The sequence below is a fragment of the Neptunicoccus sediminis genome (genome assembly GCF_001719615.1).
GTDB classification, from domain to species: Bacteria; Pseudomonadota; Alphaproteobacteria; order Rhodobacterales; family Rhodobacteraceae; genus Amylibacter; species Amylibacter sediminis.
In genome coordinates, this window is the sequence record NZ_MDVX01000001.1 from 23,508 (window position 1) to 50,020 (window position 26,513).

Annotated in this window: 27 protein-coding genes and 1 tRNA gene; 16 read left to right on the plus strand and 12 right to left on the minus strand. The window is 57.5% G+C overall.

Translation table 11 applies throughout. The features are described 5' to 3' along the window. The 9 genes from BFV97_RS00115 (at position 1) to BFV97_RS00150 (ending at position 7,735) form a co-directional block, all read left to right on the plus strand. The gene (locus BFV97_RS00115; protein ID WP_069298295.1) at positions 1-384 is read left to right on the plus strand and encodes an ExbD/TolR family protein; all 384 of its coding nucleotides are present in this window, start codon (positions 1-3) and stop codon (positions 382-384) included. Continuing rightward, the gene (locus tag BFV97_RS00120) at positions 381-1,274 is read left to right on the plus strand and encodes a TonB family protein (RefSeq protein ID WP_069298296.1); all 894 of its coding nucleotides are present in this window, start codon (positions 381-383) and stop codon (positions 1,272-1,274) included. Before BFV97_RS00115 ends, BFV97_RS00120 begins: the two co-directional genes overlap by 4 nt. Positions 1,275-1,382: 108 nt before the next feature. Next, a complete protein-coding gene (locus tag BFV97_RS00125) occupies positions 1,383-3,392 on the plus strand; it encodes a TonB-dependent receptor domain-containing protein (RefSeq protein WP_069298297.1) in 2,010 nt (669 codons plus the stop codon). Positions 3,393-3,405: 13 nt separating this feature from the next. After that, entirely contained in the window at positions 3,406-4,461 is a 1,056-nt protein-coding gene (locus BFV97_RS00130) for a hemin-degrading factor (RefSeq protein ID WP_069298298.1), read from the plus strand. Position 4,462: 1 nt separating this feature from the next. After that, positions 4,463-5,311 carry a heme/hemin ABC transporter substrate-binding protein gene (locus BFV97_RS00135; protein WP_069298299.1) on the plus strand — a complete coding sequence of 283 codons (849 nt, stop codon included), beginning with the start codon at positions 4,463-4,465 and terminating at the stop codon, positions 5,309-5,311. A gap of 3 nt (positions 5,312-5,314) precedes the next feature. Next, on the plus strand, positions 5,315-6,364 hold the full coding sequence (locus BFV97_RS00140; RefSeq protein WP_216635934.1) for a FecCD family ABC transporter permease: 1,050 nt from the start codon (positions 5,315-5,317) through the stop codon (positions 6,362-6,364). After that, positions 6,361-7,146: an ATP-binding cassette domain-containing protein gene (locus BFV97_RS00145; protein WP_069298300.1), complete on the plus strand. Its 786-nt coding sequence runs from the start codon at positions 6,361-6,363 to the stop codon at positions 7,144-7,146. The genes BFV97_RS00140 and BFV97_RS00145 overlap by 4 nt, the downstream gene beginning before the upstream one ends. Before the next feature lie 96 nt (positions 7,147-7,242). Next, positions 7,243-7,419 (plus strand): hemin uptake protein HemP, encoded by a 177-nt coding sequence (hemP, locus tag BFV97_RS18345; RefSeq protein ID WP_083225431.1) that lies wholly within the window; start codon positions 7,243-7,245, stop codon positions 7,417-7,419. 52 nt (positions 7,420-7,471) lie between these two features. Then, entirely contained in the window at positions 7,472-7,735 is a 264-nt protein-coding gene (locus tag BFV97_RS00150) for a DUF1289 domain-containing protein (RefSeq protein WP_069298301.1), read from the plus strand. On the opposite strand, the gene BFV97_RS00155 is transcribed toward BFV97_RS00150, so the two are convergent. The 3 genes from BFV97_RS00155 to BFV97_RS00165 all read right to left on the minus strand — a co-directional run bounded on the left by BFV97_RS00155 (position 7,721) and on the right by BFV97_RS00165 (position 9,533). Beyond that, positions 7,721-8,191 (minus strand): Dps family protein, encoded by a 471-nt coding sequence (locus tag BFV97_RS00155; RefSeq protein ID WP_069298302.1) that lies wholly within the window; start codon positions 8,189-8,191, stop codon positions 7,721-7,723. The genes BFV97_RS00150 and BFV97_RS00155 overlap by 15 nt on opposite strands. A gap of 152 nt (positions 8,192-8,343) precedes the next feature. Beyond that, positions 8,344-8,781 carry a hypothetical protein gene (locus BFV97_RS00160; RefSeq protein WP_069298303.1) on the minus strand — a complete coding sequence of 146 codons (438 nt, stop codon included), beginning with the start codon at positions 8,779-8,781 and terminating at the stop codon, positions 8,344-8,346. A 98-nt stretch (positions 8,782-8,879) separates the two neighbouring features. Next, positions 8,880-9,533 carry a GntR family transcriptional regulator gene (locus BFV97_RS00165; protein WP_069298304.1) on the minus strand — a complete coding sequence of 218 codons (654 nt, stop codon included), beginning with the start codon at positions 9,531-9,533 and terminating at the stop codon, positions 8,880-8,882. Positions 9,534-9,695: 162 nt separating this feature from the next. On the opposite strand from BFV97_RS00165, the gene dctP reads away from it, so the two are divergent. From dctP to BFV97_RS00190, 5 genes are all read left to right on the plus strand, one after another. Continuing rightward, on the plus strand, positions 9,696-10,682 hold the full coding sequence (gene dctP, locus BFV97_RS00170) for a TRAP transporter substrate-binding protein DctP (RefSeq protein ID WP_069298305.1): 987 nt from the start codon (positions 9,696-9,698) through the stop codon (positions 10,680-10,682). Positions 10,683-10,767: 85 nt separating this feature from the next. Then, complete coding sequence (locus BFV97_RS00175; RefSeq protein ID WP_069298306.1) at positions 10,768-11,319, plus strand: TRAP transporter small permease; 552 nt, start codon at positions 10,768-10,770, stop codon at positions 11,317-11,319. Beyond that, positions 11,320-12,636 carry a TRAP transporter large permease gene (locus BFV97_RS00180; protein ID WP_069298307.1) on the plus strand — a complete coding sequence of 439 codons (1,317 nt, stop codon included), beginning with the start codon at positions 11,320-11,322 and terminating at the stop codon, positions 12,634-12,636. It abuts the gene before it with no gap. Next, complete coding sequence (locus tag BFV97_RS00185) at positions 12,633-13,889, plus strand: malonyl-CoA decarboxylase (RefSeq protein WP_069298308.1); 1,257 nt, start codon at positions 12,633-12,635, stop codon at positions 13,887-13,889. The genes BFV97_RS00180 and BFV97_RS00185 overlap by 4 nt, the downstream gene beginning before the upstream one ends. Further along, positions 13,886-15,403 (plus strand): malonate--CoA ligase, encoded by a 1,518-nt coding sequence (locus BFV97_RS00190; RefSeq protein ID WP_069298309.1) that lies wholly within the window; start codon positions 13,886-13,888, stop codon positions 15,401-15,403. The genes BFV97_RS00185 and BFV97_RS00190 overlap by 4 nt, the downstream gene beginning before the upstream one ends. 188 nt (positions 15,404-15,591) lie before the next feature. Here BFV97_RS00190 and BFV97_RS00195 read toward each other — a convergent pair whose 3' ends face one another. After that, on the minus strand, positions 15,592-16,638 hold the full coding sequence (locus BFV97_RS00195; RefSeq protein ID WP_069298310.1) for an oxidoreductase family protein: 1,047 nt from the start codon (positions 16,636-16,638) through the stop codon (positions 15,592-15,594). A gap of 85 nt (positions 16,639-16,723) precedes the next feature. After that, positions 16,724-17,080 (minus strand): hydroxyisourate hydrolase, encoded by a 357-nt coding sequence (uraH, locus tag BFV97_RS00200; protein ID WP_069298311.1) that lies wholly within the window; start codon positions 17,078-17,080, stop codon positions 16,724-16,726. 174 nt (positions 17,081-17,254) lie between these two features. On the opposite strand from uraH, the gene puuE reads away from it, so the two are divergent. Continuing rightward, on the plus strand, positions 17,255-18,673 hold the full coding sequence (gene puuE, locus BFV97_RS00205; protein WP_069298312.1) for an allantoinase PuuE: 1,419 nt from the start codon (positions 17,255-17,257) through the stop codon (positions 18,671-18,673). Positions 18,674-18,759: 86 nt separating this feature from the next. Here puuE and BFV97_RS00210 read toward each other — a convergent pair whose 3' ends face one another. The 3 genes from BFV97_RS00210 to BFV97_RS00220 are packed head-to-tail and all read right to left on the minus strand — an operon-like array spanning position 18,760 to position 21,527. Then, positions 18,760-19,320 (minus strand): TadE/TadG family type IV pilus assembly protein, encoded by a 561-nt coding sequence (locus tag BFV97_RS00210; RefSeq protein WP_069298313.1) that lies wholly within the window; start codon positions 19,318-19,320, stop codon positions 18,760-18,762. Beyond that, positions 19,320-19,841, minus strand: coding sequence for a TadE/TadG family type IV pilus assembly protein (locus BFV97_RS00215; RefSeq protein ID WP_069298314.1), 522 nt, complete (start codon positions 19,839-19,841; stop codon positions 19,320-19,322). The genes BFV97_RS00210 and BFV97_RS00215 overlap by 1 nt, the downstream gene beginning before the upstream one ends. A gap of 24 nt (positions 19,842-19,865) precedes the next feature. After that, on the minus strand, positions 19,866-21,527 hold the full coding sequence (locus tag BFV97_RS00220; protein ID WP_069298315.1) for a VWA domain-containing protein: 1,662 nt from the start codon (positions 21,525-21,527) through the stop codon (positions 19,866-19,868). 454 nt (positions 21,528-21,981) lie between these two features. Between BFV97_RS00220 and BFV97_RS00225 the strand changes: the two genes are divergently transcribed. Then, a tRNA-Arg gene (locus BFV97_RS00225) sits at positions 21,982-22,058 on the plus strand. A 45-nt stretch (positions 22,059-22,103) separates the two neighbouring features. Here BFV97_RS00225 and BFV97_RS00230 read toward each other — a convergent pair. The 4 genes from BFV97_RS00230 to BFV97_RS00245 all read right to left on the minus strand — a co-directional run bounded on the left by BFV97_RS00230 (position 22,104) and on the right by BFV97_RS00245 (position 26,513). After that, entirely contained in the window at positions 22,104-22,469 is a 366-nt protein-coding gene (locus BFV97_RS00230; RefSeq protein WP_069298316.1) for a RidA family protein, read from the minus strand. 13 nt (positions 22,470-22,482) lie between these two features. Then, on the minus strand, positions 22,483-23,208 hold the full coding sequence (locus BFV97_RS00235; RefSeq protein ID WP_083225433.1) for a DUF3726 domain-containing protein: 726 nt from the start codon (positions 23,206-23,208) through the stop codon (positions 22,483-22,485). Next, the gene (locus BFV97_RS00240) at positions 23,205-24,881 is read right to left on the minus strand and encodes a hypothetical protein (RefSeq protein WP_069298317.1); all 1,677 of its coding nucleotides are present in this window, start codon (positions 24,879-24,881) and stop codon (positions 23,205-23,207) included. Before BFV97_RS00240 ends, BFV97_RS00235 begins: the two co-directional genes overlap by 4 nt. 66 nt (positions 24,882-24,947) lie before the next feature. Beyond that, on the minus strand, positions 24,948-26,513 hold the full coding sequence (locus tag BFV97_RS00245; protein WP_069298318.1) for a BCCT family transporter: 1,566 nt from the start codon (positions 26,511-26,513) through the stop codon (positions 24,948-24,950).

Below are 26,513 nucleotides of genomic sequence, written 5' to 3' on the forward strand. Positions count from 1 at the left end.
ATGGATTTCGCATCCCCCCCGAAACGCAGTACCGGCGAGTCTATTGTGCCCATGATCAACGTGGTGTTTCTGCTGCTGATCTTTTTTCTGATGACATCCGAAATAAAACCGCCGGAGCCGTTTGAAACCACCCTGCCCGCCGCCAGTGCGCTTGGCGTGCCGGAGTCCGAATTGACCCTTCACGTCTCAACACAGGCGCAGGTGCGGTTTGAGGATTTCGCAGGAGACACCGCATGGGCACGTCTTGGCGGACGGCTGGACCCGCAGACAGCGGTGAAACTGCGCATTGATGCAGAGCTACCCGCGCCCGATCTTGCCAAAGTGCTGCGGCGGCTCGCCCCTCTTGGTGCCGGTTCGGTCGAAATCGTCGCGGTGCCGCAATGAAGGTCTATGCGGAAATGCTGGTGTTCGGGGCCATTGCAATATCGGTCCATGCGGCTGGCTTTTGGGTCGCGCCGGAAACGGGTGAAGATGGCGGTGGCCAGCAGGGGGAGATGATGCTGTCGCTGCACGGTGTCACGCCGCAAATCGAAGCTATGGTCGCAGACTGGACGCGCCCGCCGGATGTGCAGGCCGATCAGCCTGCGCCGGTGTCCAGCCCCGTGCAAACGGTGCAAACCGCCCCTGCACCCCCGCTTGAAGTGTCACAGTTTGCACCCGTGCAATTACAGGCGCCCGAAGCAGCACAAGCGGATGATCCTGCACGCGAAACGCCATCCATCAACACGCACAGCGCACCCCAGCTGCCCAAAGTTGACCCGCCGCCAAAGGTACGGCCAAAACCGCGGCCCGTTCCAAAGCAGGCAACAAAAGTCAAACCGAAGCCGAAGAAAACCGCTGCCAAGGCACAACCGGAGCAAGCGCCTAAAACCGCGCGCAAAGCGCAAAAAGCACAGGATGCCCAGCAGCAACAAAAAGCTGCGGGCGCAGGCAGCACGCAAACAGCCGGAACCCGCGGAAAGGCCAAAGTCAAATCCGGCAATGCGAAATCCGCAGCGCGGGCGCTGGATGTTTGGGGTGCGCAGGTGCGCCGCGCGATTGAGCGGCGTAAAAGGCCCGTGCGCGGACTGAAGCGCCGCGCCGCGCTGGTGCTGGAGGTTACGGTTGCTGCGAACGGTCAGGTGCTCAGCTACCGGATCGTGAAATCCTCTGGCAATGGCAAGGCGGATAAGGCGGCGCTGCGGGCGGTCAACGGGGTGCGAACCCCGCCGGCGGTGCAGGGTGTGGCGGTTTCGAAGCACAGTTTCCGCATTCCCATGCTCTTTAACCCTTAGCGCATTTCTATAGTTGACAAAAATACTAAGACTCTTGATACACAGCCGAAAGTAGCCACCCGACTCGCGTTAGGAAGTGAAAAACAACAACGCGAGAGGGAATGGATTATGAAATCCAACAGATTTATGCTGGCGGTTGTCGCCGCGATCACAGCGCAGGGCGCCCATGCCCAACAATCCACCGAGGTGGATCCAATCGTCATCAACGCCGGTCAGGACAAAGTTGCCTCCGATGTGCCGCAATCCGTGACGGTGGTTAATCAGGAACGGCTTGACGAAACGCAGGCCGCCACCATCGGTGATATTCTGGCGCAGGTGCCCGGTGTATCCGGCGTTGGCTCCAGCAGCCCGCTTGGGCAGTCCTTTAACATTCGCGGCGTCGGGGCCGGTCTGAACGCGGCGGAATCCTCTATCCTGACGCTCGTCGATGGGGAGGAGCTTTATTACGAAAGTTACCGTCAGGGATCGCTTTTTGTGGAACCCGAACTGCTGAAACGGGTCGAGGTTTTGCGCGGTCCGGGGTCTTCTACGTTATACGGTTCCGGTGCGATGGGTGGCGTGATCTTGATGGAAACCAAGGACGCCAGCGATTTTCTGGAAGGCGATGACAAATTTTCCGTTCGCCAGAAGCTGACCTTTGAATCCAACGAGGATAAATTCCAGTCAACCACGATTATGTCCTTTGCGCCGGACAACAAGTTCGACGCGCTTCTGGCGCTGTCCTATTCCGACATCGGCCAGAGCGAGGACGGCGATGGCAACACACTGATCCGCACCAACGCCAAGATCACCAACTTTCTGGGCAAGGCGAATTACACCGAAGGGGCGCACAGCTTTGGTGCCTCCTACCAGCATCTTTACAGTGACGGGGAAAATCAGGACTTTAACCAGTTGGACGGCCCACAGGTTGGCCGCTTCCCCGGGTTCACAGGTTGGGGTGTCGGGGACATCACAACAGAGTCCCAAGTGGCACGGCTGGAATACGGCTTCGCTCCAGAGGACAGCCGCTTTTGGGATCTTACAGCCACCCTGTCCTACACCAATTCCGCCAAGGACGTGCAGCAGGGCAGTCTCGCGGCTGAACCTGTGGGCGCTACATTGCTTGGGGAACGCTCTTACGAGTTGTGGAAACTCAAGGTCGAAAACCTTGCCGACCTCTCTACGGAACGCTTTGATCACTACCTGACCTTCGGGGTGGCCGCATCGCGCAAGGACCGCTCGGCCGATCCGGTGTCCTCTTCCCATGCAGAGGCGATCACCAAGACCTATGAAATCTACGCCCAAAGCGAACTGTCCCTGACCGACCGCCTGACCGTCAACACCGGCCTTAGGATCGACCATCAGAAGATTTCGCCCAAAGCCACATTTACCGCCACATCGCAATCTGTAACCGCAACCGCTGTGGAACCGCAAATCGCGGCGATCTACCGGTTGAACGACAACTGGAACCTGTTCGGGTCTCTGTCCCGCGTGAACCGGCTGCCCACAGACGACGAAATCTTTGACGCCTTTAGCGGCGGGCTGCCCAATCTGGACCTGAAAGCCGAGAAAGGCATGAACTACGAAATCGGCGCCTCTTACAGCGGGCAGGGCCTGTTCCGCGCCGATGATGCTGTCGATTTCAAACTGACCGCGTTTTATAACGATATTGAGGATAAAATCATCCGCACCGGCGGCGGTGCCGGGGTGATCGGTTTCGACAATATCGATTCCGCAATCATCAAAGGGATCGAAGCAGAAGGCCGCTATATTGCGGGGCGTTTCTCGGCCTCTGCGGGTCTGTCGGTGCTGGACGGTCAAGGGCCGAACGGGGCAAAGTTGGACACGATCGCAAACAACACCCTGACTCTCGGGTTTGGCTATCAGGTTCGACCGGACCTCAAGCTTGGCATCAACAGTGTCTTTGCCGCAGATCGCAGCCAGTCCCGAGGCGATTTCGACGGCTATAACGTGCACAACATCTACGCCACTTACCGCCCCGATCAGGGCGCATTTGAGGGGCTCGAAGTGCGGTTCGGCGTCGATAACATCACCGATGAGACCTATCAGCCCGCGACCTATCTGTCGCAAGCCGCCAAAGGGCGGAACTTCAAACTTTCCCTCGCCAAAACCTTCTGAACCGGAGACCGCAATGCTGGACCAAACTGTAACAGAGACTTTCCAAAACTTTCAGAACCTGATGCAAGAGAAAGGTGCGATGCGTGCTGTCGATGCCGCGCGGGAACTGGGCATCAGCGAGGCAGAACTGGTTGAGGCCAAACAGGTCGGCGGCGCAGCAAAACGCCTGCGCCGCGACGATACCCGCGGCTTCGCGGAATTGCTGGAGGGCATGGTCGGCCTTGGCGAAGTTATGTGCCTGACCCGCAATCAACACGCCGTCCACGAACGCTACGGAGAGTTCGACAATGTAAATATCGGCAAGGTGATGGGGCTGGTGTTAAACCGGACCATCGACCTGCGAATTTTCATGAACCGCTGGGCCTTTGGCTTTGTCATCAAGGAAGAAGTCAGCTCCGGCCTGCGCATCTCCTTGCAATTCTTCGATAAATCCGGCGTGGCCGTTCACAAGATCTACCCGACAGAAAAAACCGATCGCGCAAAATTCGACGCGCTGGTGGCGGGCTGGGTTGATGAGACACCTGCCAGAATTGAAACGCAAGCCGCTGATCCAGCACCCGTTGACGGGCCGGACAGTGACGTGGACACGGCCGCCCTGCGCACAGACTGGGACGCCATGACCGATGTGCACCAGTTCTTCGGAATGCTGAAGAAACACAAGGTCGGCCGGTTGCAGGCACTGCGTCTGGTGGGCGAGGATATGGCCTACCGCGTGCCCAATGAAGCCGTAACTTGGGCGCTGGAACGGGCCGCCGAAGCAAGTTTGCCGGTGATGGTGTTTATCGGAAACCCCGGCTGCATCCAGATTCACACCGGCGAAATCGAGAACATCAAGGCAATGGGTCCTTGGATCAATGTGCTCGACAAGAAATTCCACATGCACTTGCGTCAGGACCAAGTGGCAGAAGCATGGATCGTGCGCAAGCCTTCAAAAGACGGGATTGTCACCTCGCTTGAGGCGTTTGACGAGAATGGCCAGAGCTTCTTTCTGATGTTCGGGGAGCGGGGCGAAGGCAACGCGGAACTGGACGGCTGGCGCAGCATCCTAGACGGTTTAGGGCGGGCCTAACATGTTGAAATCCTTCACACTCGCCGCTGTCCTATGCCTGACAACCACAACGGCGGCTTTGTCCCAAACCTATGAACGGATCGCTGTTGCAGGGGGCGACATTACCGAAATCGTCTACGCCCTTGGCGCAGGAGATCGCATCGTCGCGGTGGACATCACCTCCGGTTTTCCGGCGGATACAGAAACGAAGGCGCAGATCGGCTATGTCCGCGCCCTCTCTGCGGAGGGTGTGCTTTCCCTGTCGCCCGACCTTTTGATCGGCGCGGATGATACCGGACCGGACCATGTGATCGACACGTTGCAATCTGCGGGTCTGACCGTGGCGCTTGCCCCGCTCGGGCAGGGGGCCGAACAGGTTGCCACGAAAATCCGCTTTGTCGGGGAAACGCTCGGCTTGGGGGATCAGGCTGATGCGCTGATCGCCCGATACACAGAAGATATGGCGCAGTTGAAGGCCCGCGTTGACGGGCTGACACACCGACCCAAGGTCCTGTTTATCCTGTCAGTTCGAGAGGGCGCCCCCGTGGTGGGCGGGCAGGAAACCTCGGCCAATGACATCATCGAACTGGCAGGCGGCACAAACGCCGCTGCTGCCTTTTCAGGATGGAAGCCGATGAACGCCGAGGCCCTGATCGCGGCCAATCCCGATTTTATTCTGATGTCTGGCGTCCACGCAGAGAACATCGGCGGCAGCGATACGGTGATGAACCGGCCCGATGTGCAACAGACTGCGGCGGGTAAAGCGGGCAATCTGATCAAGATGGACGGGTTAAAGCTGCTCGGGTTCGGGCCGCGCACCCCTGAGGCCGTGGCAGAGCTGATGACCCATCTGCATGGGAACGGGACTTAAGCTGTGGCCATCACTGACGCGCCCCATCGCAAGTTCCCTGCATTTAACCGACAGCAAAGCATCTTTGCGGGTCTTGTCAGCGCGGTTTTTATTATTGCGCTGGCCGAAATCGCTCTTGGGCCGGTGTCTTTGACCCTGTCCCAGATCGTGGAGGCGGTTTCGGGTAAGGCCGACCCGATGCCCACGGCTATCGTTACGCAAATCCGCGCCCCCCGTTTGGTGCTGGGTCTGGGGATCGGGCTGTCGCTGGCGATTTGCGGCGCGGTGCTGCAAGGGCTTTTGCGCAATCCGCTGGCGGATCCGGGGCTGATCGGTATCTCCGGCGGAGCCTCGGCTGCGGTGGTGGTGGTGATCGTGCTTGGCGATTTGGTTATCGGGGAAATCCCCGCCACTTTGCGTCCCTATCTTCTGCCTGTTGCCGCCTTTTGCGGTGCGCTTCTGGTCACGGCGCTGATCCTGGGGCTGTCCAGAAAAGACGGAGAGATGTCGGTCGGGCGGCTGATCCTTGTGGGGGTGGCAGTCAATTCCATCGCGGGCGCGGGCATCGGGTTTCTGACTTATATCTCCACCGACACGCAACTGCGCGACCTTACATTCTGGTCGATGGGCAGCCTTGCAAAATCCGGCTGGCCTGCCGTACTGGTCAGCGTTGTGATCATGGGGGGCAGCAGCCTCGCGCTGTTGCGCTTTACCCGTGCGCTGGACCTTTTCCAGCTTGGCGAAAGAGCTGCCTTCCATTCCGGTCTGGATGTGATGCGGATCAAGTTTGCTGCCTGCGGGATTTGTGCGCTGGCGGTGGGGGCCGGCGTGTCGATTGCCGGACCAATCGGTTTCATCGGACTGGTTGCGCCCCATATCGCGCGGATGCTGGTGGGCGGTGCCCATCGCGTGCTGCTGCCTGCATCTGCCCTGACGGGGGCGGTGCTGCTGCTGGGCGCGGACCTGTTGGTGCGAAATGTGGCACCGCCACAGGAACTGCCCATCGGATTGGCCACATCGCTGATCGGCGGGCCGTTCTTTTTGTATCTTCTGCTGCGGACGGGCAAATTATGATCACAGGACGCAATATCGACGTGGCCTTCGGGCGAAAAACAATCCTGCGCTGTGTGGATGTGGATGTGCCCTTCGGCAAGCTGGTCGCGCTCTGCGGGCCGAACGGGGCGGGGAAATCAACGCTGCTCTCGGCACTGGTCGGAGATGTGCCCACAGCCCGCGGTGACATCCGCTACAACGACACCGATTTGCACCGGATGGATGCGGCTGACCTGTCCCGCCGTCGCGCTGTGCTGGAACAGTCCCCGACCCTATCAGCAGCTTTCAGCGTGGCCGAAGTGGTCCGCCTGTCGGTCCCGATCGAATATGCCCCCGCAGAAACCGAGTCTTTGGTCACAGAAGTCACCGCGCAACTGGGACTAACCCGTTTTATCGACACCCCCGTACCGAAACTGTCCGGCGGGCAAAGGCACCGCGCCCATCTTGCCCGTGTGCTGGCGCAACTGACCGCGAACCGCAGTCTGTTTGGTCCGGGCTATCTGTTTCTGGATGAACCAACCGCAAGCCTTGATATTCAACACCAGATCGAAGTGATGAAAATCGCCCGCGTATTGGCACGCGGCGGGTCCGGTGTTCTGGTGGTGTTACACGATCTCAACCTCGCCGCGGCCTTTGCCGATTCGATCTGTCTGATGCGCGATGGTGCTGTTGTGGGTTCTGGCACGGTGGCAGAGGTCTTTACCGCCCGAATGCTCTCTGACGTCTATGCCACGCCAATTTCTGTAGAGAAAACAGAGGGCGGCCCGCTGATAATCTTGCCGGATTATCACTCTGCCGCCTAAATAAGCTGAGTAATTAAGTCGGAATTGACAAAGTTGAGCCTTTTAGTAAGTAATAGGTTTAATGTGACCAAACAAAACCAATCCGGACGTATTTTCATGACCACGCCTTCCCCCGCGAACGAACCGGCCTCCAGCAGCCTGCCGGACGACGGCCAGCCGGTCTATGACGCCCGCAAGATGCTGGCGGGCAACGCAACGGCCCGTATCCAACTGGACGATCAGACCTACATCCTGCGTCTGACCCGTCAGGGAAAACTCATCCTCACCAAGTAAGCCAGATCGCAGCGCACAATCCTGCGCTCCAGCCCCAGCCAGAGTGACAATTATGCCCAAGACCCCTTCCCCCTGCATTGACGTCTGCAAGTTCAAACGCGGCGGTCATTGCATTGGCTGTTCGATGACCAAAGAGCAGAAATCCATGTTCAAATCGTTGAAAAAAGAAAAACACCAGCACGCCTTTATAGACATGCTGGTGTTTCAACAGGCGCAGCTTGGCAAATTCGGGCACTGGCCCGAAGCCTATCGCGCAAAGTGCCGCAAAAAGGGCGCGCCCAATCCACTGGACGCGCTGACCTCAATCGAGGTGTGAGCGCAGCATCCAGGCAAATTTCTCGTGGGTCTGACCCCGCGCAATACACAGATCTTCTGTCAGCGTATCTCCTGCCTCGGCAGCGAGTGCGCCACATCCGGCCAAAGTAGCCGCCAGCGTTTCCTGTGCTTCCAGCAGCGCCGCGATCATTTCCTTGTCGGTGGCCTTGCCTTCATGTTCGGACACTTTGGAACGTTTGATCATCCCGGCCAAAGTGCCTTCGGCGTGGACGTTCAGCGCCCTGATCCGTTCGGCAAGATCGTCCTGCCCCACGAAATGGTCTTCGTAGATTGTCTGGAACAAGTCGTGCAACGGGCCAAAGGCCATGCCGGTTACGTTCCAGTGGAAATTCTGTGCCAGCATTGTCGTCACAGCAGTTTCCGCAACGCTCTGGTTCAGCGCATCTGCGATGGCTTCTCTGGCGGAGGGGGTGAGGTCTGTAGCAGTCTGTGTCATTGAATTATCCTTCATCAAGCGCGCACAAGCGGGGCATACCGGGGGAGCAGACGGGTGGCTGGCATCAGGCTGGCTTCCCTAGGGAAAAGGTAAAGCACAAATCCGGATGGACTGCAAGAGTTTAGAATCATTCTAAATCGAAAAGCGCGACACTAAAGCGTGAATCGCCCCCCGAACCGGCCAACCGCCCCGCGGATCAGGAACCGGATAGAGCGCTGCATCGTTTTGGCGATGCGACTGCGGACCAGAAACTCGACCGACGCCATATCCCCCTGCTCTGCCGCGTCCAACACCTGCAACAACCACTGCTCGTCAAAGCTCTCCTCTGTTTCGCCAACACCGTAGAACCTCGGCTTGCGCCCCAACCCCTGATGCAGACTGCGCAGCAGCGCCTCTTCAAAACGAAGCGAGCTTTGGGCTTCATCCACGCACAACAGGTTGCAAGCTGCGGAGACATCGACACGGGCGCTCGCACGGCAGCGCATGGCCGACAGCCGCAAGCGGTTTAACCGGCGCGTTTGTGCAGGGCTGCGCAGGGGCTGCCGCAGATCAATCGCCGGCTGTTGAACAGGGGTTTTCAGTGGAATCATAGCAAGGTCACGTCGCTCACGTTTTATCTCTGACTAAAATAATCAGAAATACAGAAACTGCAACCGACAGAAGTGCCGCAGGTCAAAAGCCGGCGGTATCAGGCGTTCAGACTGGCGATGAGTTGTTGGAACTTCTCCCCCTGCACCGCCACATGATCCCGCAAGGCACGGGCAGCGGCTTCTCCGTCACCGTTTTGTAGCGCCGCGACGATCAGCTCGTGCTCCGCCATAGATTGGGGCATCCGTCCGCGAAACCGCAATTGGGTCCGGCGATAGGGTTTCAGACGGTTCTGCAACCGCCGCGCCTCTTTCTCCAGAAAACTGTTCGCCGCCCCGCGATAGATCGTCTGATGGAAAATCTCGTTCTCGGCGTAATAGGTTTCCAGATCCTGCCGGTCGATCGCCTGCAGACACCGTCCGTTGGTTTCATCCAGCAGCGCCAGCCCCTCGTCGCTGATCCGGGACGCCGCAAGCCGCCCGCAGGCCGCCTCAATTTCCGCCATTGTTTCAAACATTTCCATCAGGTCCACAGGACCGGGCAAACGCACGAAAACCCCCCGACGGGGGATTTGTTCCGCGAATCCGGACAGAACCAACCGTTGCAAAGCCTCTCTGATCGGGGTGCGCGAAACGGCAAAGCTCTCGGCCAGCCTGATTTCATCCAAACGGTCCCCGTCTTTGTAATCCCCGCTGAAAACAAGCTGCTCCAGCGTCTCTGCGATCTTTTCCGCGCGGGTCAATTCGGTGTCCAATTCAGCGCCATCCTTCAGATTGAGTGCCAGCTTACATTTCTTGTATACAAAAATCTTGACCCTGAATGCAATACTGTGACTAATACCCGCAGCAACGGGTAACCGTTTGCACAGGATTTCCGGCGACCACCGGATTTGCGCATATTTAACGGGAGGAATATCATGAAAGCGAATTTTTTAACGACCGCCGCGGCGCTGGCAGCCCTTTGTCTGGGCGGTGCAGCACAGGCCAAAGAACTGCGACTGTCCCATCAATGGTCCAACAAGGACGTGCGCCACAAGGTGGCCGAGATTGTTGCCAACGAAGTTGCCGCCGCCGATGTGGATCTGGACATCAAGATTTTCGGGTCCAAATCCCTGTTCAAACCGCGCGAGCAGTATCGCCCGCTCAGCCGTGGCCAGCTTGATATGACGGTGCTTCCGCTCAGCTATGCAGGGGGCCAACAACCGGCCTTCAACCTGACGCTGATGCCCGGCCTGGTGAAAAACCACGATCATGCCGCCCGCCTTTCCAATTCTCCGTTTATGGAGGCGCTTGAAGAGAAAATGGCCGGCGACGATGTAATGGTTCTGGTGCATGGCTATCTGGCGGGCGGTTTTGTCGGCAAGGACAAATGCATCACCAAACCGGCTGACGTAGAAGGGTTGCAAACCCGCGCAGCGGGCAAGGCCTTTGAACAGATGCTGGCGGGTGCAGGGGCGTCCATCGCGTCTATGGCATCATCCGAGATTTACAACGCCATGCAAACCGGCGTTCTGAACGCGGCCAATACGTCTTCGTCTTCTTTTGTGTCCTACCGGATTTACGAACAGGCGAAATGCTACACCCCTGCGGGTGATGTGGCGCTTTGGTTCATGTATCAGCCGCTGCTGATGAACAAATCCACGTTTGACGATCTGAATGAAGCCCAGCAAAAGGCCCTGCTCGACGCATCCGCCAAGGCCGAAGCCTATTATCTGGAAGAAGCCAAGAAACAGGACGCAGCCTCTGTAAAGGTATTTGAGGATGCAGGCGTAGAAATTGCCCAGATGTCGCAGGAAGATTTCGACGCCTGGCGCGCCATTGCGCAGGAAACCTCTTACAAGCAGTTTGTGACCGAAGTACCGGACGGGCAAGCGCTTCTCGATATGGCGCTGGCTGTAGAATAAGCCACAACCGTTCAGGCAGCGGCGCGTTCGCTGCCTGACACACAGACCTCTCCGGATCGCCCCACATAACGCAAGGACGCTTTACATGGCTGGCCATACCCCTTCTGCTGCGACATCCCAGACGGGCAGCAATGCTTTTCTGCGCGCTGTTGCCGCCCTCTCCACCCTGTCCGGCTGGATCTCTGCCGCGATGATTGTCGCCGCTGTTGCGATCACCTGTCAGATGATTGTCGTGCGCTTTGTGCTGAACGGTTCCACCGTCTGGCAGACCGAAGCGGTGATCTATCTGGCCATTGCCGCGACGCTGATCGGCCTGCCCTATGTGCAGCGATTGCGTGGTCATGTGAATGTGGATCTGGTGCCGCTGGCCCTGCCGAAAAGGGCACGGTTTGTTCTGTGTATCTGCACGCTCAGCCTGACCATTGCGATGGTTTGCGTCATGCTGTGGTACGGGTTCGAGTTTTGGCATCTCGCGTATGAGCGTAACTGGAAGTCCGACACGATCTGGGGCGTGCGTCTGTGGATTCCCTATATGGCGCTGCCCGTAGGCTTTGCCCTTTTCCTGTTGCAACTGATTGCCGATCTTGTGGCTGTCATCCTTAAAATCGATCAACCTTTCGGACTGGAGGACAGCTGAATGGACCCTTTGATCCTCGGCGCTATTGTTGCCATTTCCACTATTCTTATCCTGTTTTCCGGCGTCTCTGTTGCCATCGGCCTGCTGCTGGTCTCGACCCTGTTTCTGCTGGTGTTTGACGGCGTCCGCTCGCTTGAACTGCTGCCGGAAATCCTGTTTGGCAAACTTGACAACTTTGCACTGCTGTCGATCCCGATGTTCATCATCATGGGCTCTTCTATCGCCTCAACCCGCGCAGGCGCCGATCTGTATGAGGCATTGGAGCGCTGGCTGACCCGCTTGCCCGGTGGTCTGGTGATCTCCAACCTCGGGGCTTGTGCGCTGTTTGCTGCGATGTCCGGTTCCAGCCCTGCCACCTGTGCCGCGATTGGGAAGATGGGCATCCCTGAAATGCGCAAACGGGGCTATCCTGACGGCGTGGCCGCCGGTTCCATTGCGGCAGGTGGCACGCTGGGCATCCTGATCCCGCCCTCTGTCACGATGATCGTTTATGGCATCGCCACGGAATCCTCTATCGGGCGGCTGTTTCTGGCGGGCGTTATACCGGGGCTGATGCTGGTGCTGCTGTTCATGATCTGGTCGCTTTATTCCACTTGGGCGTCGGGCAATAAATCCCTGCTCAGCACCCGCAGCTATTCGTGGAAGGAACGCTTGGAAATCCTGCCCCGTGTGCTGCCATTTCTGCTGATCATTCTGGGGGTGCTTTACGCCATGTACGGCGGCGTTGCGACACCGTCCGAAACTGCGGCTGTCGGGGCGCTGCTGTGTCTGGTCATCGCCATGGTGATCTACAGGTTGTGGAATCCCAAAGACCTTTGGGTGGTTCTGCGGGACAGCACACGGGAGAGCGTGATGATCCTGTTCATCATCGCCGCCGCCGGTGTGTTTTCTTATATGCTGTCAAGCCTGTTCATCACCCAGTCCATTGCCGAATGGATCGGCACGCTGGAAGTGAACCGCTGGGTTCTGATGGCTGCTGTGAACGTCTTTCTGCTGATCGCGGGTTTCTTTTTGCCACCCGTTGCGGTGATCCTGATGGCCGCGCCGATCTTGTTGCCGATTATCACCGCTGCCGGTTTTGATCCGATCTGGTTCGCGGTTGTACTAACCATCAATATGGAAATCGGCCTGATTTCCCCGCCGGTGGGTCTGAACCTTTACGTGATCAACGGCATCGCGCCTGAAATTTCGCTCAAGACCATTCTGATGGGGTCTCTGCCCTATGTGGGCTGTATGGTGCTGGCGATTATCCTGCTGTGCCTGTTTCCCGGCCTTGCCACATGGTTGCCCGATGCGGTGATGGGGGTCGCGAGATGAGCTTTTTCTCTGAAATGGTCGCGACCGTTTTTGAAAGACGCTACAAGCGCGGCCTTCTGAAAGATGCGGACGGGCGGTCCTTGGAGGATTTGTCCGAGGCCCTGCTTAGCAGTCAGGGAGAAGTCTCGGGTGCGACACTGGCGCGGAGCATTCTGGACCGCTACGCCCGCCTGACGCCGGATGAAAAACACCAGTTTTTCACCTTTATGGCCAAGGGTCTGGAGATTGATCCGGATACCGTTGTCTCAACGCTGAACGCCTATAAAGCCGCGCCTTCCAAGCAAAGCTACCGCGATTTCGCCACGGCTTGTGAACCCCGCCGGCAAGAACTTGCACGTCGGATGAATCAGGTGCCCGGTGCTACGGCGCAACTGGTGGCCATGCGAAACGACCTGCTAAAGCTGATGCGCAAAGACCCCGCGCTAGAGCCGGTGGACGTGGATTTCAAACATCTGTTTTCCTCATGGTTTAACCGCGGCTTTCTGGTGCTGCGCCCGATCAGCTGGAGCAGTCCTGCCGATATTCTGGAAAAGATCATCGCCTATGAAGCGGTCCATGCGATTGACAGTTGGGACGACCTGCGCCGCCGCCTGAAACCCACCGATCGACGCTGCTTCGGCTTTTTCCACCCTGCAATGGCCGAAGAGCCGCTGATTTTTGTTGAGGTCGCCCTGACACGGGGCATCCCTGACTCTGTTCAAGACCTGCTGGCCGATGGCCGCACAACGATAGAGGCTGAAGACGCGGATACGGCCGTGTTCTATTCGATTTCCAACTGTCAGACGGGCCTTGCAGGAATATCCTTTGGCAACTCTCTGATCAAACAGGTGGTTTCGGATTTGTCACAGGAACTGCCCGGCCTGTCTACATTTGTAACCCTTTCGCCCATTCCCGCGCTGAACGGCTGGCTGGAAAACCAGAATGCAGACATAAAACTTGCACAAGAAAATCCGGCGGAAACTGCGGCGCATTACCTGCTGGAAGCGAAACGGTCGGACGGTATGCCCTATGATCCGGTCGCCCGCTTCCATCTGGGCAATGGTGCGATGGTGCATAAGGTTCACGCGGGGGCCGATACCTCGGCCAACGGGCTGAAACAATCGGGCGGGACGATGGTAAATTACCTTTACGATATTCAGAAAATTTCGCAAAACCACGAGCAATTCGTAGGACAGAAAACCGTCGTAGCCTCGGGCGAGGTGCGCCAGATGGCGGCCGCCGGATCTGCGATCAGGACAGGAGACCGACCATGAACAACCCGCTGTACGACACTTTTTTCGGCAAGCATCGCGGCAAGACCACACCGTTTCTGCGGCTGGCGGACGGCACGGTCATCACCCATGACGGTTTTTTGCAAACCGCTGCGCAATACGCCAACCTGCTGACCGATCTTGGCGTAAAGGCGGGCGACAGAATTGCGGTCCAGATTGCCAAATCGCCGCAATCGCTCGCGGTTTATTGCGCTTGTGTGCAGGCGGGAATCATTTTTCTGCCTCTGAATACGGCCTATACCGCCGAAGAAGTGTCTTACTTTGTCGAAAACAGCGGTGCCCGCGTTTTGCTCTGCGATGAAAGCCGCGCAGGTGATCTTAACAGCGTTGCCAAAGCCGCCAACGCCATACTGGAAACCCTGAATGGCGACGGCAGCGGATCATTCACCACCAAAGCGGTTGAGCATCCGGTGCGCTTTGACACTGTGGCGCGGGGCGAGGATGATCTGGCCGCTTTCCTTTACACTTCGGGCACCACCGGACGCTCCAAAGGGGCGATGCTGACACAGGCCAACCTGATGTCCAATGCGAAAACACTGGCGGAAGAATGGCGTTTTACCGAACAGGATGTGCTGCTGCACGCCTTGCCGATATTCCACACCCACGGGCTGTTTGTGGCGACCAATATCACCCTGTTTGCCGGCGGGCAGATGATCTTTCTGCCAAAATTCGATCTGGACCAGATTCTCGCGCATATGCCGGATGCGACCACCATGATGGGCGTGCCGACTTTCTACACCCGTCTGCTGGATGATGCGCGGTTCACCAAGGATCTGGCTCAACATATGCGCCTGTTCGTGTCCGGGTCTGCCCCCCTGCTGGCGGAAACCCATGTGGCCTTTGAGACCCGCACCGGCCACCGGATTCTGGAACGCTATGGCATGACGGAAACCAATATGAACACCTCCAACCCTTATGACGGGGAACGCCGCGCAGGAACGGTCGGATTTGCCCTGCCGGGTGTGGAGGTGAAAATCACCGATGCCGACACCGGCGAGATCCTGCCCCAAGGCGAGATCGGCCAGATCGAAGTGCGCGGACCCAATGTGTTCAAAGGCTACTGGCAGATGCCGGAAAAGACCGCCGAAGAACTGCGCGAGGACGGATTTTTCATCACGGGCGATCTGGGGCAGTTCGATGCGGACGGCTATTTGCAGATTGTCGGGCGCAACAAGGATCTGATCATTTCGGGCGGATACAACATCTATCCGAAAGAAATCGAACTGCTGCTGGACGAAGAGGAAGGTGTGCTGGAAAGCGCTGTCATCGGCGTGCCCCATCCCGACTTTGGCGAGACTGTTGTAGGGATTCTGGTGCCACGGGCGGGGGTGGAGCTTGATCTTGACCGGATCAAGGCCAGCGTTGGCACGTCTCTGGCGCGGTTCAAACAGCCGCAAAAGCTGATTGTGCTGCCCGAACTGCCGCGCAACACAATGGGTAAGGTGCAAAAAAAGGCGCTGCGAGAGGATTACGCAGAGCTGTTCGCCGCCAAGTGACAAGCGCAAAAGCACAGGCAAAGGGGCGTCGGAAACGGCGCCCTTTTTCGTTGCAAAGGATTCCGCGAAAATCGCAAGCTATTGTGATCCTTCAAGAAACGAGATTAAGACCCTGCAGATATGAAGCTTCATAATTGCAGGGTGATACATCCTGTGACAGCGCATCCCGTAGCACTTTGCGTCAGGGGTCACTCCCACGCCGCAAGCAATTCCGGCGAGACCGCGTGATCGCTGCAAAATGCCAGCAACCGCTGCAAATCCGCATCACGCCACGCACGCTTATGGGCGCTGGAATTGTCGAACAACACCGTTGCAACGACCGTCAGAAACAGCTTTCCCAGCGCACCTACAACATAATTCTGATGACAGTCTTGCAGGCTAAAACCGGACACGCCGGACGCCTGTAATTGCTTGTGATAGTGCCGAATCAGATCCGTCTCACCCGCCCGCCGCTGCGCCGGCGCCAAAGAGCTGATGAGGAAATATGCCAGATCGCTACCCCCGTTGCCGCGCCCGGTAAATTGCCAGTCCAGCACAACCGCGCCCTTTGGTGTGAACAGCACATTATCCACCTGCAAATCCCGATGGATGCAGGTCTGCGGCCCCTGCCCCAGCAATTGTGCGAACCGCTGCGGCTGTACCGCCAGTGCGTCCCCGAGCCTGCGGAACCAGTGGGGCAGGTTCTGTTGCGGCAGTATTTCCGCCAGTCGCGCAGGATAGTCTGCCCAGCACTGCGGGAAATCGAATTCCGACAACCAACCGGATTGCGCCGCCCCAACGCCCCAAAATTCTCCGTGAATCCGCGCCATCGCGGAGATTACCGAATGGGCATCCTCCAGCGGGCACCCCTTTACAAAATCTACAGACCGCGCCGTTGGAAAATCCTCCAGCAGCGTGATGCTCTGCCCTGACGCCCTGTCAAAATCCGCATATAAATACTGCGGCACAGGCAGATCCCGCCCCGATGCACAGGACCTATAAAACCCGACTTCCCGCCGGTTTGCCTGCGCCAGTGCCTTGCGAAACTCCGGCCGCCTGGCCGATAGTTTCGCGATGATTGTTGCAGGCCCGCCCGAACCGGCCCACGCCACCCCGAGCCGGATCAGGCTCCCTCCGGTAAAGCTCTCATCCTGTCCGATGCGCTGCGCCGTGCAGGATGCTACGCTCCGGCCCAGCGCGTCGGACAACCAGTCCGGCGTGATCTCTTCCGCGTTTCGGGGGATGGGCAAGGGCATCGGGCAACCGTCAGGCAACAGAACATTTCCGCGCAGGCTTACGCAGATTTCCGCACCTTGACCAGCACTCCCTTGCCCCGTGCGCTTAGCTGCCGCGATAGGTGGAATATCCGAACGGGCTTAGCAACAGCGGCACGTGGTAGTGGGCATCTGCATCATCCATGCCAAACCGGATCGGAATTTCATCCAGAAACAGAACCTCCCCCGCGGCCACGCCGCAGGCCCGCAAATAGTCCCCGGCATAAAACACCAGTTCATAGGTTCCGGTCTTGAAACTGTCAGAAGGCAGGATCGGCGCATCTGTGCGACCGTCGTCATTGGTTGCCATCTCAACCACCAGTTCCCGCGCCGTACCGGACAGACGATAGAGCGCGATCTTGATGCCCTCGGCGGGAACCCCGCGTGCTGTGTCCAAAACATGTGTCGATAGCCATCCAGCCATGCCGTGCCCTTTCTGTGCAAACCTGAAACCCTGCTGCCTATTCAACCACCTCGCAGGCGGTGGCGCAAAGGCATTTCTGCGGCCAAACAGAACAGCAGTTTCAATCTTTTTTTGATAAACCTGACTGGCATTTTCGTATAGTTTGGCAAAGAAACACCAAAAAGAAGTCTGATCATGAACCGATATTCACGCAATATGCAGGGCTACGGCCCAAATCCGCCTGTCGCAAACTGGCCGAACGATGCCAAAATCGCGGTTCAGTTTGTGATTAACTACGAAGAGGGCGGCGAAAACTGTCTGCTTCACGGGGATGCCGCATCCGAGGCTTTCCTGTCCGAAGTGGTCGGCGCCCAGCCCTGGGTGGGGCAGCGTCACTGGAACATGGAGAGCATGTATGAATATGGCGCACGGGCCGGTTTCTGGCGGCTGCACCGTCTGTTCACAGGGGCCGACATTCCGGTCACGGTCTACGGCGTGGCGACGGCGCTGGCCCGCTCCCCACATCAGGTGGCGGCAATGCAATCCGCCGATTGGGAAATCGCCTCCCACGGTCTGAAATGGATCGAATACAAGGATTACGAAAAAGAAGCCGAACGTGCCGATCTGGAAGAAGCCGTGCGCCTTCACACCGAAGTCACAGGCGAGCGTCCGCTTGGCTGGTACACGGGGCGCTGTTCATCCAATACGGTAGACATCGTGTCCGAAGAGGGTGGCTTTGACTATTGCTCTGACACCTATGACGACGATCTGCCCTACTGGCGGGAACATGAGGGCCGTGACCAGCTTATCATTCCCTACACTCTGGACGCCAATGACATGCGGTTTGCATCGGCGCAGGGGTTCAACTCCGGCGACCAGTTCTTCACCTATCTGAAGGACAATTTCGACGCGCTCTATGCCGAAGGCAAGGCGGGCGCCCCCAAGATGATGACCATTGGTTTGCACTGCCGTCTGATCGGGCGGCCCGGTCGCATCCAGTCCCTGAAACGCTTTGTGGATTACGTCAAATCCCAACAGGATGTCTGGTTTGCACGTCGAATCGACATCGCGCGGCACTGGCAGAAAAACCACCCGCCGGTCCACGTCGACATCCGCCCGACCGAAATGGACAAACAGACGTTTGTCTCCCATTACGGCAGCATATTCGAGCATTCCCCCTGGATCGCCGAAGGCGCACATGATCTGGAGCTTGGCCCCGCCCATAACACCGCCATCGGGTTACATTCCGCCCTGTGCCGCGTGTTCCGCAGTGCCAGTGACGAACAGCGCCTTAACGTGCTGAAAGCGCACCCTGATCTGGCGGGCAAACTTGCAGCGGCCAAACAGCTTACAGCCGAGAGCACTTCCGAACAGGCTTCGGCCGGGCTTGACGCGCTGACAGATGCAGAGCGGGAAACCTTTCAGGCGTTGAACAGCGAATACACCGGAAAGTTCGGCTTCCCCTTCATCATTGCAGTCAAAGGGCTGACCAAGGACGATATTCTGGCAGCTTTCAAAACCCGCATTCACAACGACCGCGACACCGAACTGGCAACCGCTTGCAAACAGGTGGAGCGGATCGCCCTGTTGCGGCTGACAGACATCCTGCCGTAAAGCAATAATGCTCCGGCGGTCGCAAACCGCCGGAGCATTTGTCAGTCTTGTAAGGGATCATACCGTCCCACTGCAATCTGTAGTGATCAGCCTGACGAGTGATCCGAATTTGCCAGTTTAGAGGTAAACCGCGGGCTCATAACCAGCTTTTTCACCAGCAACCGCGCCTCTATTCCGATGTATTCCTGAAACGGCACAAACGGAATGTGGCTTTCGATCAGAATGGTGCTTTCGCCCACCTGAAGGTTCGGGAATATCTCATGCGGAATATCCTTGTTCCGCGTGAGCGCGGGATAGGTGCCAGTGCCAACGCTCCAGTCGATTTCAAGCCCGTCTTCCGTGTTGTCGATATTTGAGATCCGCATGTAGGTATCGCTGCTATCCACCCCCATAATGGAGGCAAACAGCGTGTTCATATCCTTGATGTACTGGTCGTCCACCTCTGTCTGGCGGGACAGAATATCCGCCACCGTGTAGGTGGCCTTCACCGAACGGGTCCAGGTGCTATAGGCATCAAAGAAGGTGAATGTGCCTGCAAACCAGAAGGCGACCAGCGGCAGGATAAACATAAATTCGACCATTGTCGCACCGGATTCGTCCCGTTTCAGGGCATTCAGGCGGTTTGTTAACCGTTTCAACAGTCGCATCAGTCAGGCTCGTTCACAAAGGCAGTATCCGCAACAAGAGGAATGCCGGTTTCAGAGGTGCCCGGAAACAGGGCAATGCCGTTGGGCATCAGCGGGTCGATGATAATGCAGGCACGAATATAGACGATCTCGTTGCGCGATCCCGGCGACCATGTGGTCACAGGTGCTATATCGTTTTCCTTGTCATAGCATTTGTAGTTCTTGGCATAGCCCACGGATGGATTGAAACGGTCCATCTCAAGGAAAAGGGTATCCGAGCAATCGTTAAACACCAGTGCTTTATCGCAGATTTCCTCCTTGATAAAATCGTGGGTATATAGCGGGCTGGCGAAAAGCCGTAACTCCCGCACCGTAATGTCGAGCGCCCGCTCCAGCATCATCTGTTTGGTCATGATGAGACCGGTTTCAAACACCCAGAAAAATCCGGTGAGAAACGTCGTCGCCACGATTACAAATTCGGCAGTGGAGGATCCGCGCTCGTCGTCGCGGAACCCCCTGAGTTTGTTAATGAACTTGAACATGACCTGCTCGCTTTATGCTTATGATTATTGTGTCAGTTTCAGTTTCTGGATGGACGCCGCGATAGAGGCGAACACGGTGGTAATGTCAGTTCCGGCAGCCGGATAGAAATGGCTTTCGGTGCTGGCACAGTCTTTCAGCTTGCCGGACGTGGTGTCGTTTGTCTCATAGCCGATTGTGTAGACGATGATCCCGGAGTTTTCGGCTGCGGTACAGGCTGATGACATCACCGTATCGGCCTCGCCCATGTTCCGGCTGGACACATTTACCAGATCGTTCAAAGCGTTTTCCCGTGTAATGTTGTCGTAATAATCAGCCGGCATTTTGCCCCAGGCTTCATCCCACGGAAGTTGCCGGTAAGAAACCGTACCCAGCGCGGTTTTGATCAGATTGAACGTCGTAGAAGAAATCCAGGAGTCATTCGAAATATCAAACAGGCTGCCGGTGGAGGGCTTGCGCAGATAGAAGTTTGTCACCTCGACCGGATCGCCATAATAGCAGGTGATCCCGTACTGGCCGCAGTATTTTTCATATTTGCTGCCTGTGTAGGTTCTGCCGTAATAGGTCAGGTGCGTGAACGCGCCTGGTTCTTCTTCAACCACTTCCCAAAGATCGGAAAGTCCGGTGCGATATTCATCCTTGAAGCGGAACTCATACGTATTGGCACCATCGCCCATCAGAATGATCACCTTCAGGGTCTCATGATCGGTGTAATCCGCCGGAATTCCAGCCAGGCCCGGATTGATGTCACCGTCAGCGATCAGGCCATCGGCAATAGGACGGAAGGAAGGATCAAGAAGGGCAAGGCCCCATTTCATGCCCAGATGTGCCGCAGTCCAGCCGCTGGTGCCAAGGCTGTCAATCTTTGTGTGCAGATTGGATTCGCTGCTTTCATAGGGCATGATTTCATATTTCGACTCCCCCATGCAGGTTTCATAACTGCTGTTGAAATCCTGAAAATCACCATACAAAGCGGTAAACACGCCCTGTTTCAGGCTGGAAGTCGGATCAATCGCCACTTCGCTGAAGCTGGCATCGGAGAAATCCAGACAGTTTGACAAAGTATGCGTTACCGCAACATTCAACCTGCTGAAGATCGAATCCGGCGGCGTCACGTTGTGGTTGAACGGAACGACAGAGATCGAAACAGTGTCCGGGTCCACACCGGTCAACATGGTCGTCACGAACTCTTTCGCAGCGGTTTTTAGGTTGCGCAGCTTGCTGCCAGCCATAGAGCCGGAAACGTCAAGCACCAGAGAAATTTCGAGGTTCGGGATCCGTTCGGAAGCTGCACTGCGCGCGGTGATCGGCATTTCTTCGATACCGGCCATAGAAAGAAACCACGTATCCAGATTGGCCGTAGCCGTCGCAGAAACTGTCCTTGCGTTGGTGGCGACAATCGAATTCACGTCTACCGTAAAGGCATCAATCGTGACCACTTTGGACATGTAGTCCTTTACAACCACATCGGGGTCTTGCGTCTGTTTCAGCGAAGCCGCTGCAAGAACCGCACGATCCAGATTGTACTGAATGGACGACCGCAGGTTTTCATGACGGGCAAGATCAACGGCCGTACCACCGACCAGGAACATTGCCGAAAATACGACGAGTATGAATACGATGATGGACCCTTTTTCATCATCCTTATACCCGCGATTAACCAGTTTCTTCTTTAATGACGTCAGCATGTGACACCCCTCTCTCTGATACGCGCTCAGAACGGTCCGAGGGAATCACCCAAGGGCCAGAATACTATTTAAGCTTGATCAATATGCCTGAGATGCGGGGCGAAAATACGGCGGATAAGCACCGTTTCGGAAACAATAAAGGCTGGATTACAAACAATTTCATTCATTTTGAGAAGGCAGATTTTCCGGTCAGACAGGGTCCAACACGCGGATTCTGTTAACTTTATAAGTATTTTGGAAAAACGCGCCAAATTTTCCTAAAATCAGGTTTTGGCCAATTTGTCGGTATATTTGGAAACACTCTGCACGGACGATGACACATTCCGGCCGCATTTCCGAAGCATCCGTTCCCTTGGGTTTCAGGCTGATTCCATTCCCCTGATCGGCAAAAACCCGATCAAAATCACCCCTGAGACTTGCCACCGCCGCCCAATTATGGCTGTAAGCCCGCATCGGCCCCGTGGCTCAACTGGATAGAGCAGCCCCCTCCTAAGGGGCAGGTTGCAGGTTCGAATCCTGCCGGGGTCGCCAGAATCCGGGGATGCAGTCTCCTGCATCTCCGGTTAACTTTTCAGATCAGGCGGCCATAACCTCTGGCAGCGCGACCACGGCGATCATTTCGACGCGCATGCCCGGACGGGCGAGCGATGTGCCGCCGGTGGCCCGTGCGGGTGGTGCCTTGGCGCAGACCCATTCGTCCCAGACAGCGTTCATGCCCTGAAAGTCGTCCATATTGGCCAGCCAGACCTGTACGGAGGCAATATCGGCCTTTTGAGCACCCAGATCGGCAACGACCTTATCCAGTTTAGCCAGCACCTGACGGGTCTGCGTGGTGATGTCGGCGGTCAGGTCGTCGGGCACCTGCCCTGCCAGAAACGCGATGTTTCCGATGGTGACGGCCTGGCTCATACGGGGGCCGGGGTTGAGGCGGGAGAGTGTCATGACAGGTCCTTTGTTAATCATTGTCACTGAGGTTTGATCCAGCACCAGCGCGAGAGGCTTCTGTGGCAGGCACAGTGGTGCGCATGGCAAATTTGTTCAGCACTGCAACGGTTGCAGCAGTGGTCTGGGCGTTGGGACTTGTGGTCGGGCAAGGCTGGTGGCAGGGGGCTTTCTCTACGCCCAGTGTCAGCGAAAGCTGCGACACACTTAAGGCGTCTGCCGCCGCATCGAGCCATTTCTCGGCCCCGTCGATACGCAATTGGCCGCCGTCCCAACACAGCACAAACGACAGATCGTTCCTGCGCCCGAGTTCCGACAAAAACGGCACCAGCAGGATCGGAGCGTTTACCGGCCCAAGGGAAAGTGCGGATTCGGGAGCCGGTCCTTCGGGCAGGTCCGCGTAATCGCAAAGTGTGGCGCCAAGGATGATCGGACAGGCCGCCTGCCCTTTCGCGTTCTGCCACGCGCCCGGTGTCACAGCAGGGCACAGATCCTCCCAGTCCAACCCCTCGGCCTGTTCCAGATGACTGCGCAATTGGGTCGGGCCGTCGATGCCGTGGGACACCAGCCAAGCAGCGGCAAACCCCGCTTCTTCGGCCATGCCCCAGCTCATACCGACACCGCGGGCCGCTTTGGTACAAAGCGCTGCCGCTTCGTTGCAGGACAAAGGCGCGTGTTCGTTTCCTGCAAACTGCGGGGCGGTTTCGCCTCGGGTCTGGTCGTGGGGATCGGCGCTCATACGTTGGCCTCCTGCTTGATTTCGTCAGGGAAAGGGGCGCCGGCAAACAGGTTGATCCGCACCCATCTGTCAGAGCGGGGATCGAACTGGCTTGCACCGAAAAACGCCAGCTTGCAGCGCAACAGGTCAATTGGCAGCATATCCGCCGCAATCAGATTGTCCCGCACTTCGGCATAGGGGTGGGATTGCGCGATCTGGGCCCGCCGGACGGCGTAGCGGTGCTCGGGGTGGGACAGCAGAAGTGCTGCCACCGGCTGACTGGCATCGTAATCTTTAACAGTGTCGTAAAGCTCTGAGATCAGACGGGCGATACACAGGGGTTGTTCCAGCGTAGCGCCTTCTTCAGTGGCGCGCTCTCCCAAGCGGGGTTCGAGTTTTTCTTCGGAAACATACCAGAACCGCGCCACATTTTCAGGGGTGCTAAAGTCTATATCAAGCGCCCAGCGGTAGTCCGTTTCCAGACATTGACGCAGCGCGGCCACTGTCATGGCCCCGTTGATATGAAAGCTCGCCGCCTCATCCGCGCCCATGTGATCGGCCAGTTCATCCACCAGCGCGCCGTGGGGTTCCAGCATCAAGGACAACAATGTCTCTTGCCCTTCAAGGCTGAGCGTCGCAGCCCCCCAAGACCACAGCGCATCCCAAGGGTGGTCTGTTGTCCAGTCCCAAGAGCCAAGCGAGTCCTCGATCAGCGAAAGATCGCGGCGCAGCTCTGCCAGTTTGGCAGTCTGGACCGGATGTTCGGAATGCCAGATCTGGGCGTTTTCCTTGGCGAGGTGCAGCACACGGGTCAGGTCTGACACCGCTTGCGCGCGGGCGGCGGGTTGCGCCCGCACCCGTGCCAGCGCTTCTTCGCGGGCCATGATCCAGTTGTTCAGCAGAACAGGGTGGCGCACAATAAACGGCGCCATGCCCAGTCCGGTGGAATTGCCGACGCCAAGACTGCGGCGGGTGGCGCGGTCCAGTGTTACCGCCTGTGTACCGCCACGCGCCGCAGCGATATGTTCGACGATATCCACTGTAAAGGCGCGGATCAGCCAGACGGTCAGCATTTCCACCTGAAAGGGCGCGGCCAGTTCGGGACGCTCTGCGATATAGATCCGGTCTGATGCGCCGAATTTGCCAGAGCCATAGACCGCTGTGGTGCGCATCAGATAGCCCACCGCGCGGATTTCTTCCGCGTCGGGTTGGCGTCCTTGTGAAAGCGCCTCAACCACATGGTTGAACAGGCGCACGGAACGGTTGGCACGGGCCAGCGTCAGTTCTTTGGATGTGACGCGACCGGCCTCCTGATAGGGGACGTTTTGCGCCAGCCTTTGGATGTCCGCGTCTGTCGGGTCGCCGTCAAACAAGGTAAAGGTCGCATCCCAAGCGGTGGCGATCACCCTGTCGGAACGCATTTCGGGCGGCAGGTCATGGGCGAAGGCAACAAGGCTATAGGTGCGTCCGGCACTTTTCACGCGGTACACCCCGTGGCCGACGCCTCTGGCATCCACCTTCCAGACCGGACGGTCAATGTCCCAATCCGCCCCCCGCAAGCGGCGCAACATCACGCGCAGGAACGACAAGCGTGTGGGATGACCGCATCCCATACGGGCCAGTCGCATCACCTCGGCTGCGGGACGCCTGTAGCGGGCTACGTCCTGCGTGGTGATCGAAGGTGTGACAGACATCGCGGTTCCCCCCAGAGACCTAAATTCGGTGAAGGTATGGCGCCCTCCGGCGCCATACCGTTTGCATCAGACCGGTGCAGTCGTGGCCGTTGGCTTGCGCCCCAGCATCCATGTAATCCGCAGGGCGTCCCACAGGGAAGGTAACAGCAGAAGCGACACAGGCACAGCCGTCACAACGATGAAGCTTTGCAGCTTGCCGATGCCCCCGGCGCCGGTAGAGATCAGGATCAGAGCCATCACACCCATCGCCAGCCCCCAGAAGGCGCGCATGGCGCTGGAAGGTTCGCCGTCGGACATGGTGGTCGAGATCACATAGCTCATGGAGTCGCTGGTGGTGGCGACAAAACACATGGTCAGCACCAGAAACAGCACCGACAGAATCATCCCCATAGGCATCGCCTGAGTAATCGCCAGCAGACCCGCAGGCAGGTTAAAGCCTTCAAACGGGCCGGAGATCACGCCGGGTTCCGCGATTTCAAAGAAGATGCCCGAACCGCCGATGATCGTGAACCAGAAGTTGGTGATCAGCGGTGCCATCACAGACAGGGTCAGAATGATCTGACGGATAGAGCGACCACGGCTGATACGGGCGATAAAGATCGCCATCAGCGGACCATAGCCCATGAACCAGCCCCAGAAGAACACAGTCCACCAGCCCAGCCAGCCTGCATCCCCGAACAGAGCCGCGTCACCGCGATAAAGGGTCAGATCAAAGAAATGGGTCAGATAGACCTGCATACCGCCAAAGAAGCCGGCGAAAATTTCTGTGGTGGGACCGGCAATCAGCATGAAAACCAGAAGGATCACAGCAAGCACAACATTGATCTGCGACAGGAGTTTGATGCCTTTGGCAAGGCCGGTGATCGCAGACACGGTGTAGATCGCAACCAGTGACAGAATGGCAATGGACTGGGTAGTGAAATTATCCGGAATGCCAGTCAACTCGTTCAGACCATAGGACAGTTGCAGCCCCAGAAAGCCGATTGGCCCGACCGTGCCCGCCACAACCGCAATCACGCAGGACGCATCTGCAATCAGGCCAATCGGCCCGTGCAAGGCACGCTCTTTGAACACCGGATAAAGCAGGGTGCGTGGTGCCAGCGGCAGACCTTTGTCATAGTGGTAATGCATTAGCATCACAGTGGTCAGCGACCCGAGGATCGCCCAAGCCAGAAAGCCCCAGTGCAGGAAACTCTGGGCCAGTGCAGCATTGGCCTGTGCTTCGACGTCCCCGCTCAGATCGCCAAACAGGGGCGGTGTGGACAGGAAATGGGCGATAGGTTCGCCTGCGGCCCAAAACACACCGCCACCGGCAAGCAGGGTACACATGATCATGGAGCCCCAGCTGAAGCTGCTGAACTCTGGCAGGGCAAGACCGCCCATGACCGTTTTGGACCCCGGCAGCACGCAAAGGACCAGACCGATCAGAAAGGTCGCCAGCAAAAGGATTTGCCAGTAAAGGCCGAAATACTTGGCCGAGAAGGCAAAGGCGCTGTCCACCAGTGCGGACAATCCTTCGATATTAAAGAAAGCATAGGCGCAAAACAGCGCGATGAACCCTCCGGTGATGGCGAAAAGCGCCTTGTCTATCCGGCCGGTTGGCTGGCCTGTTGTTCTACTCGTATCGCTCAT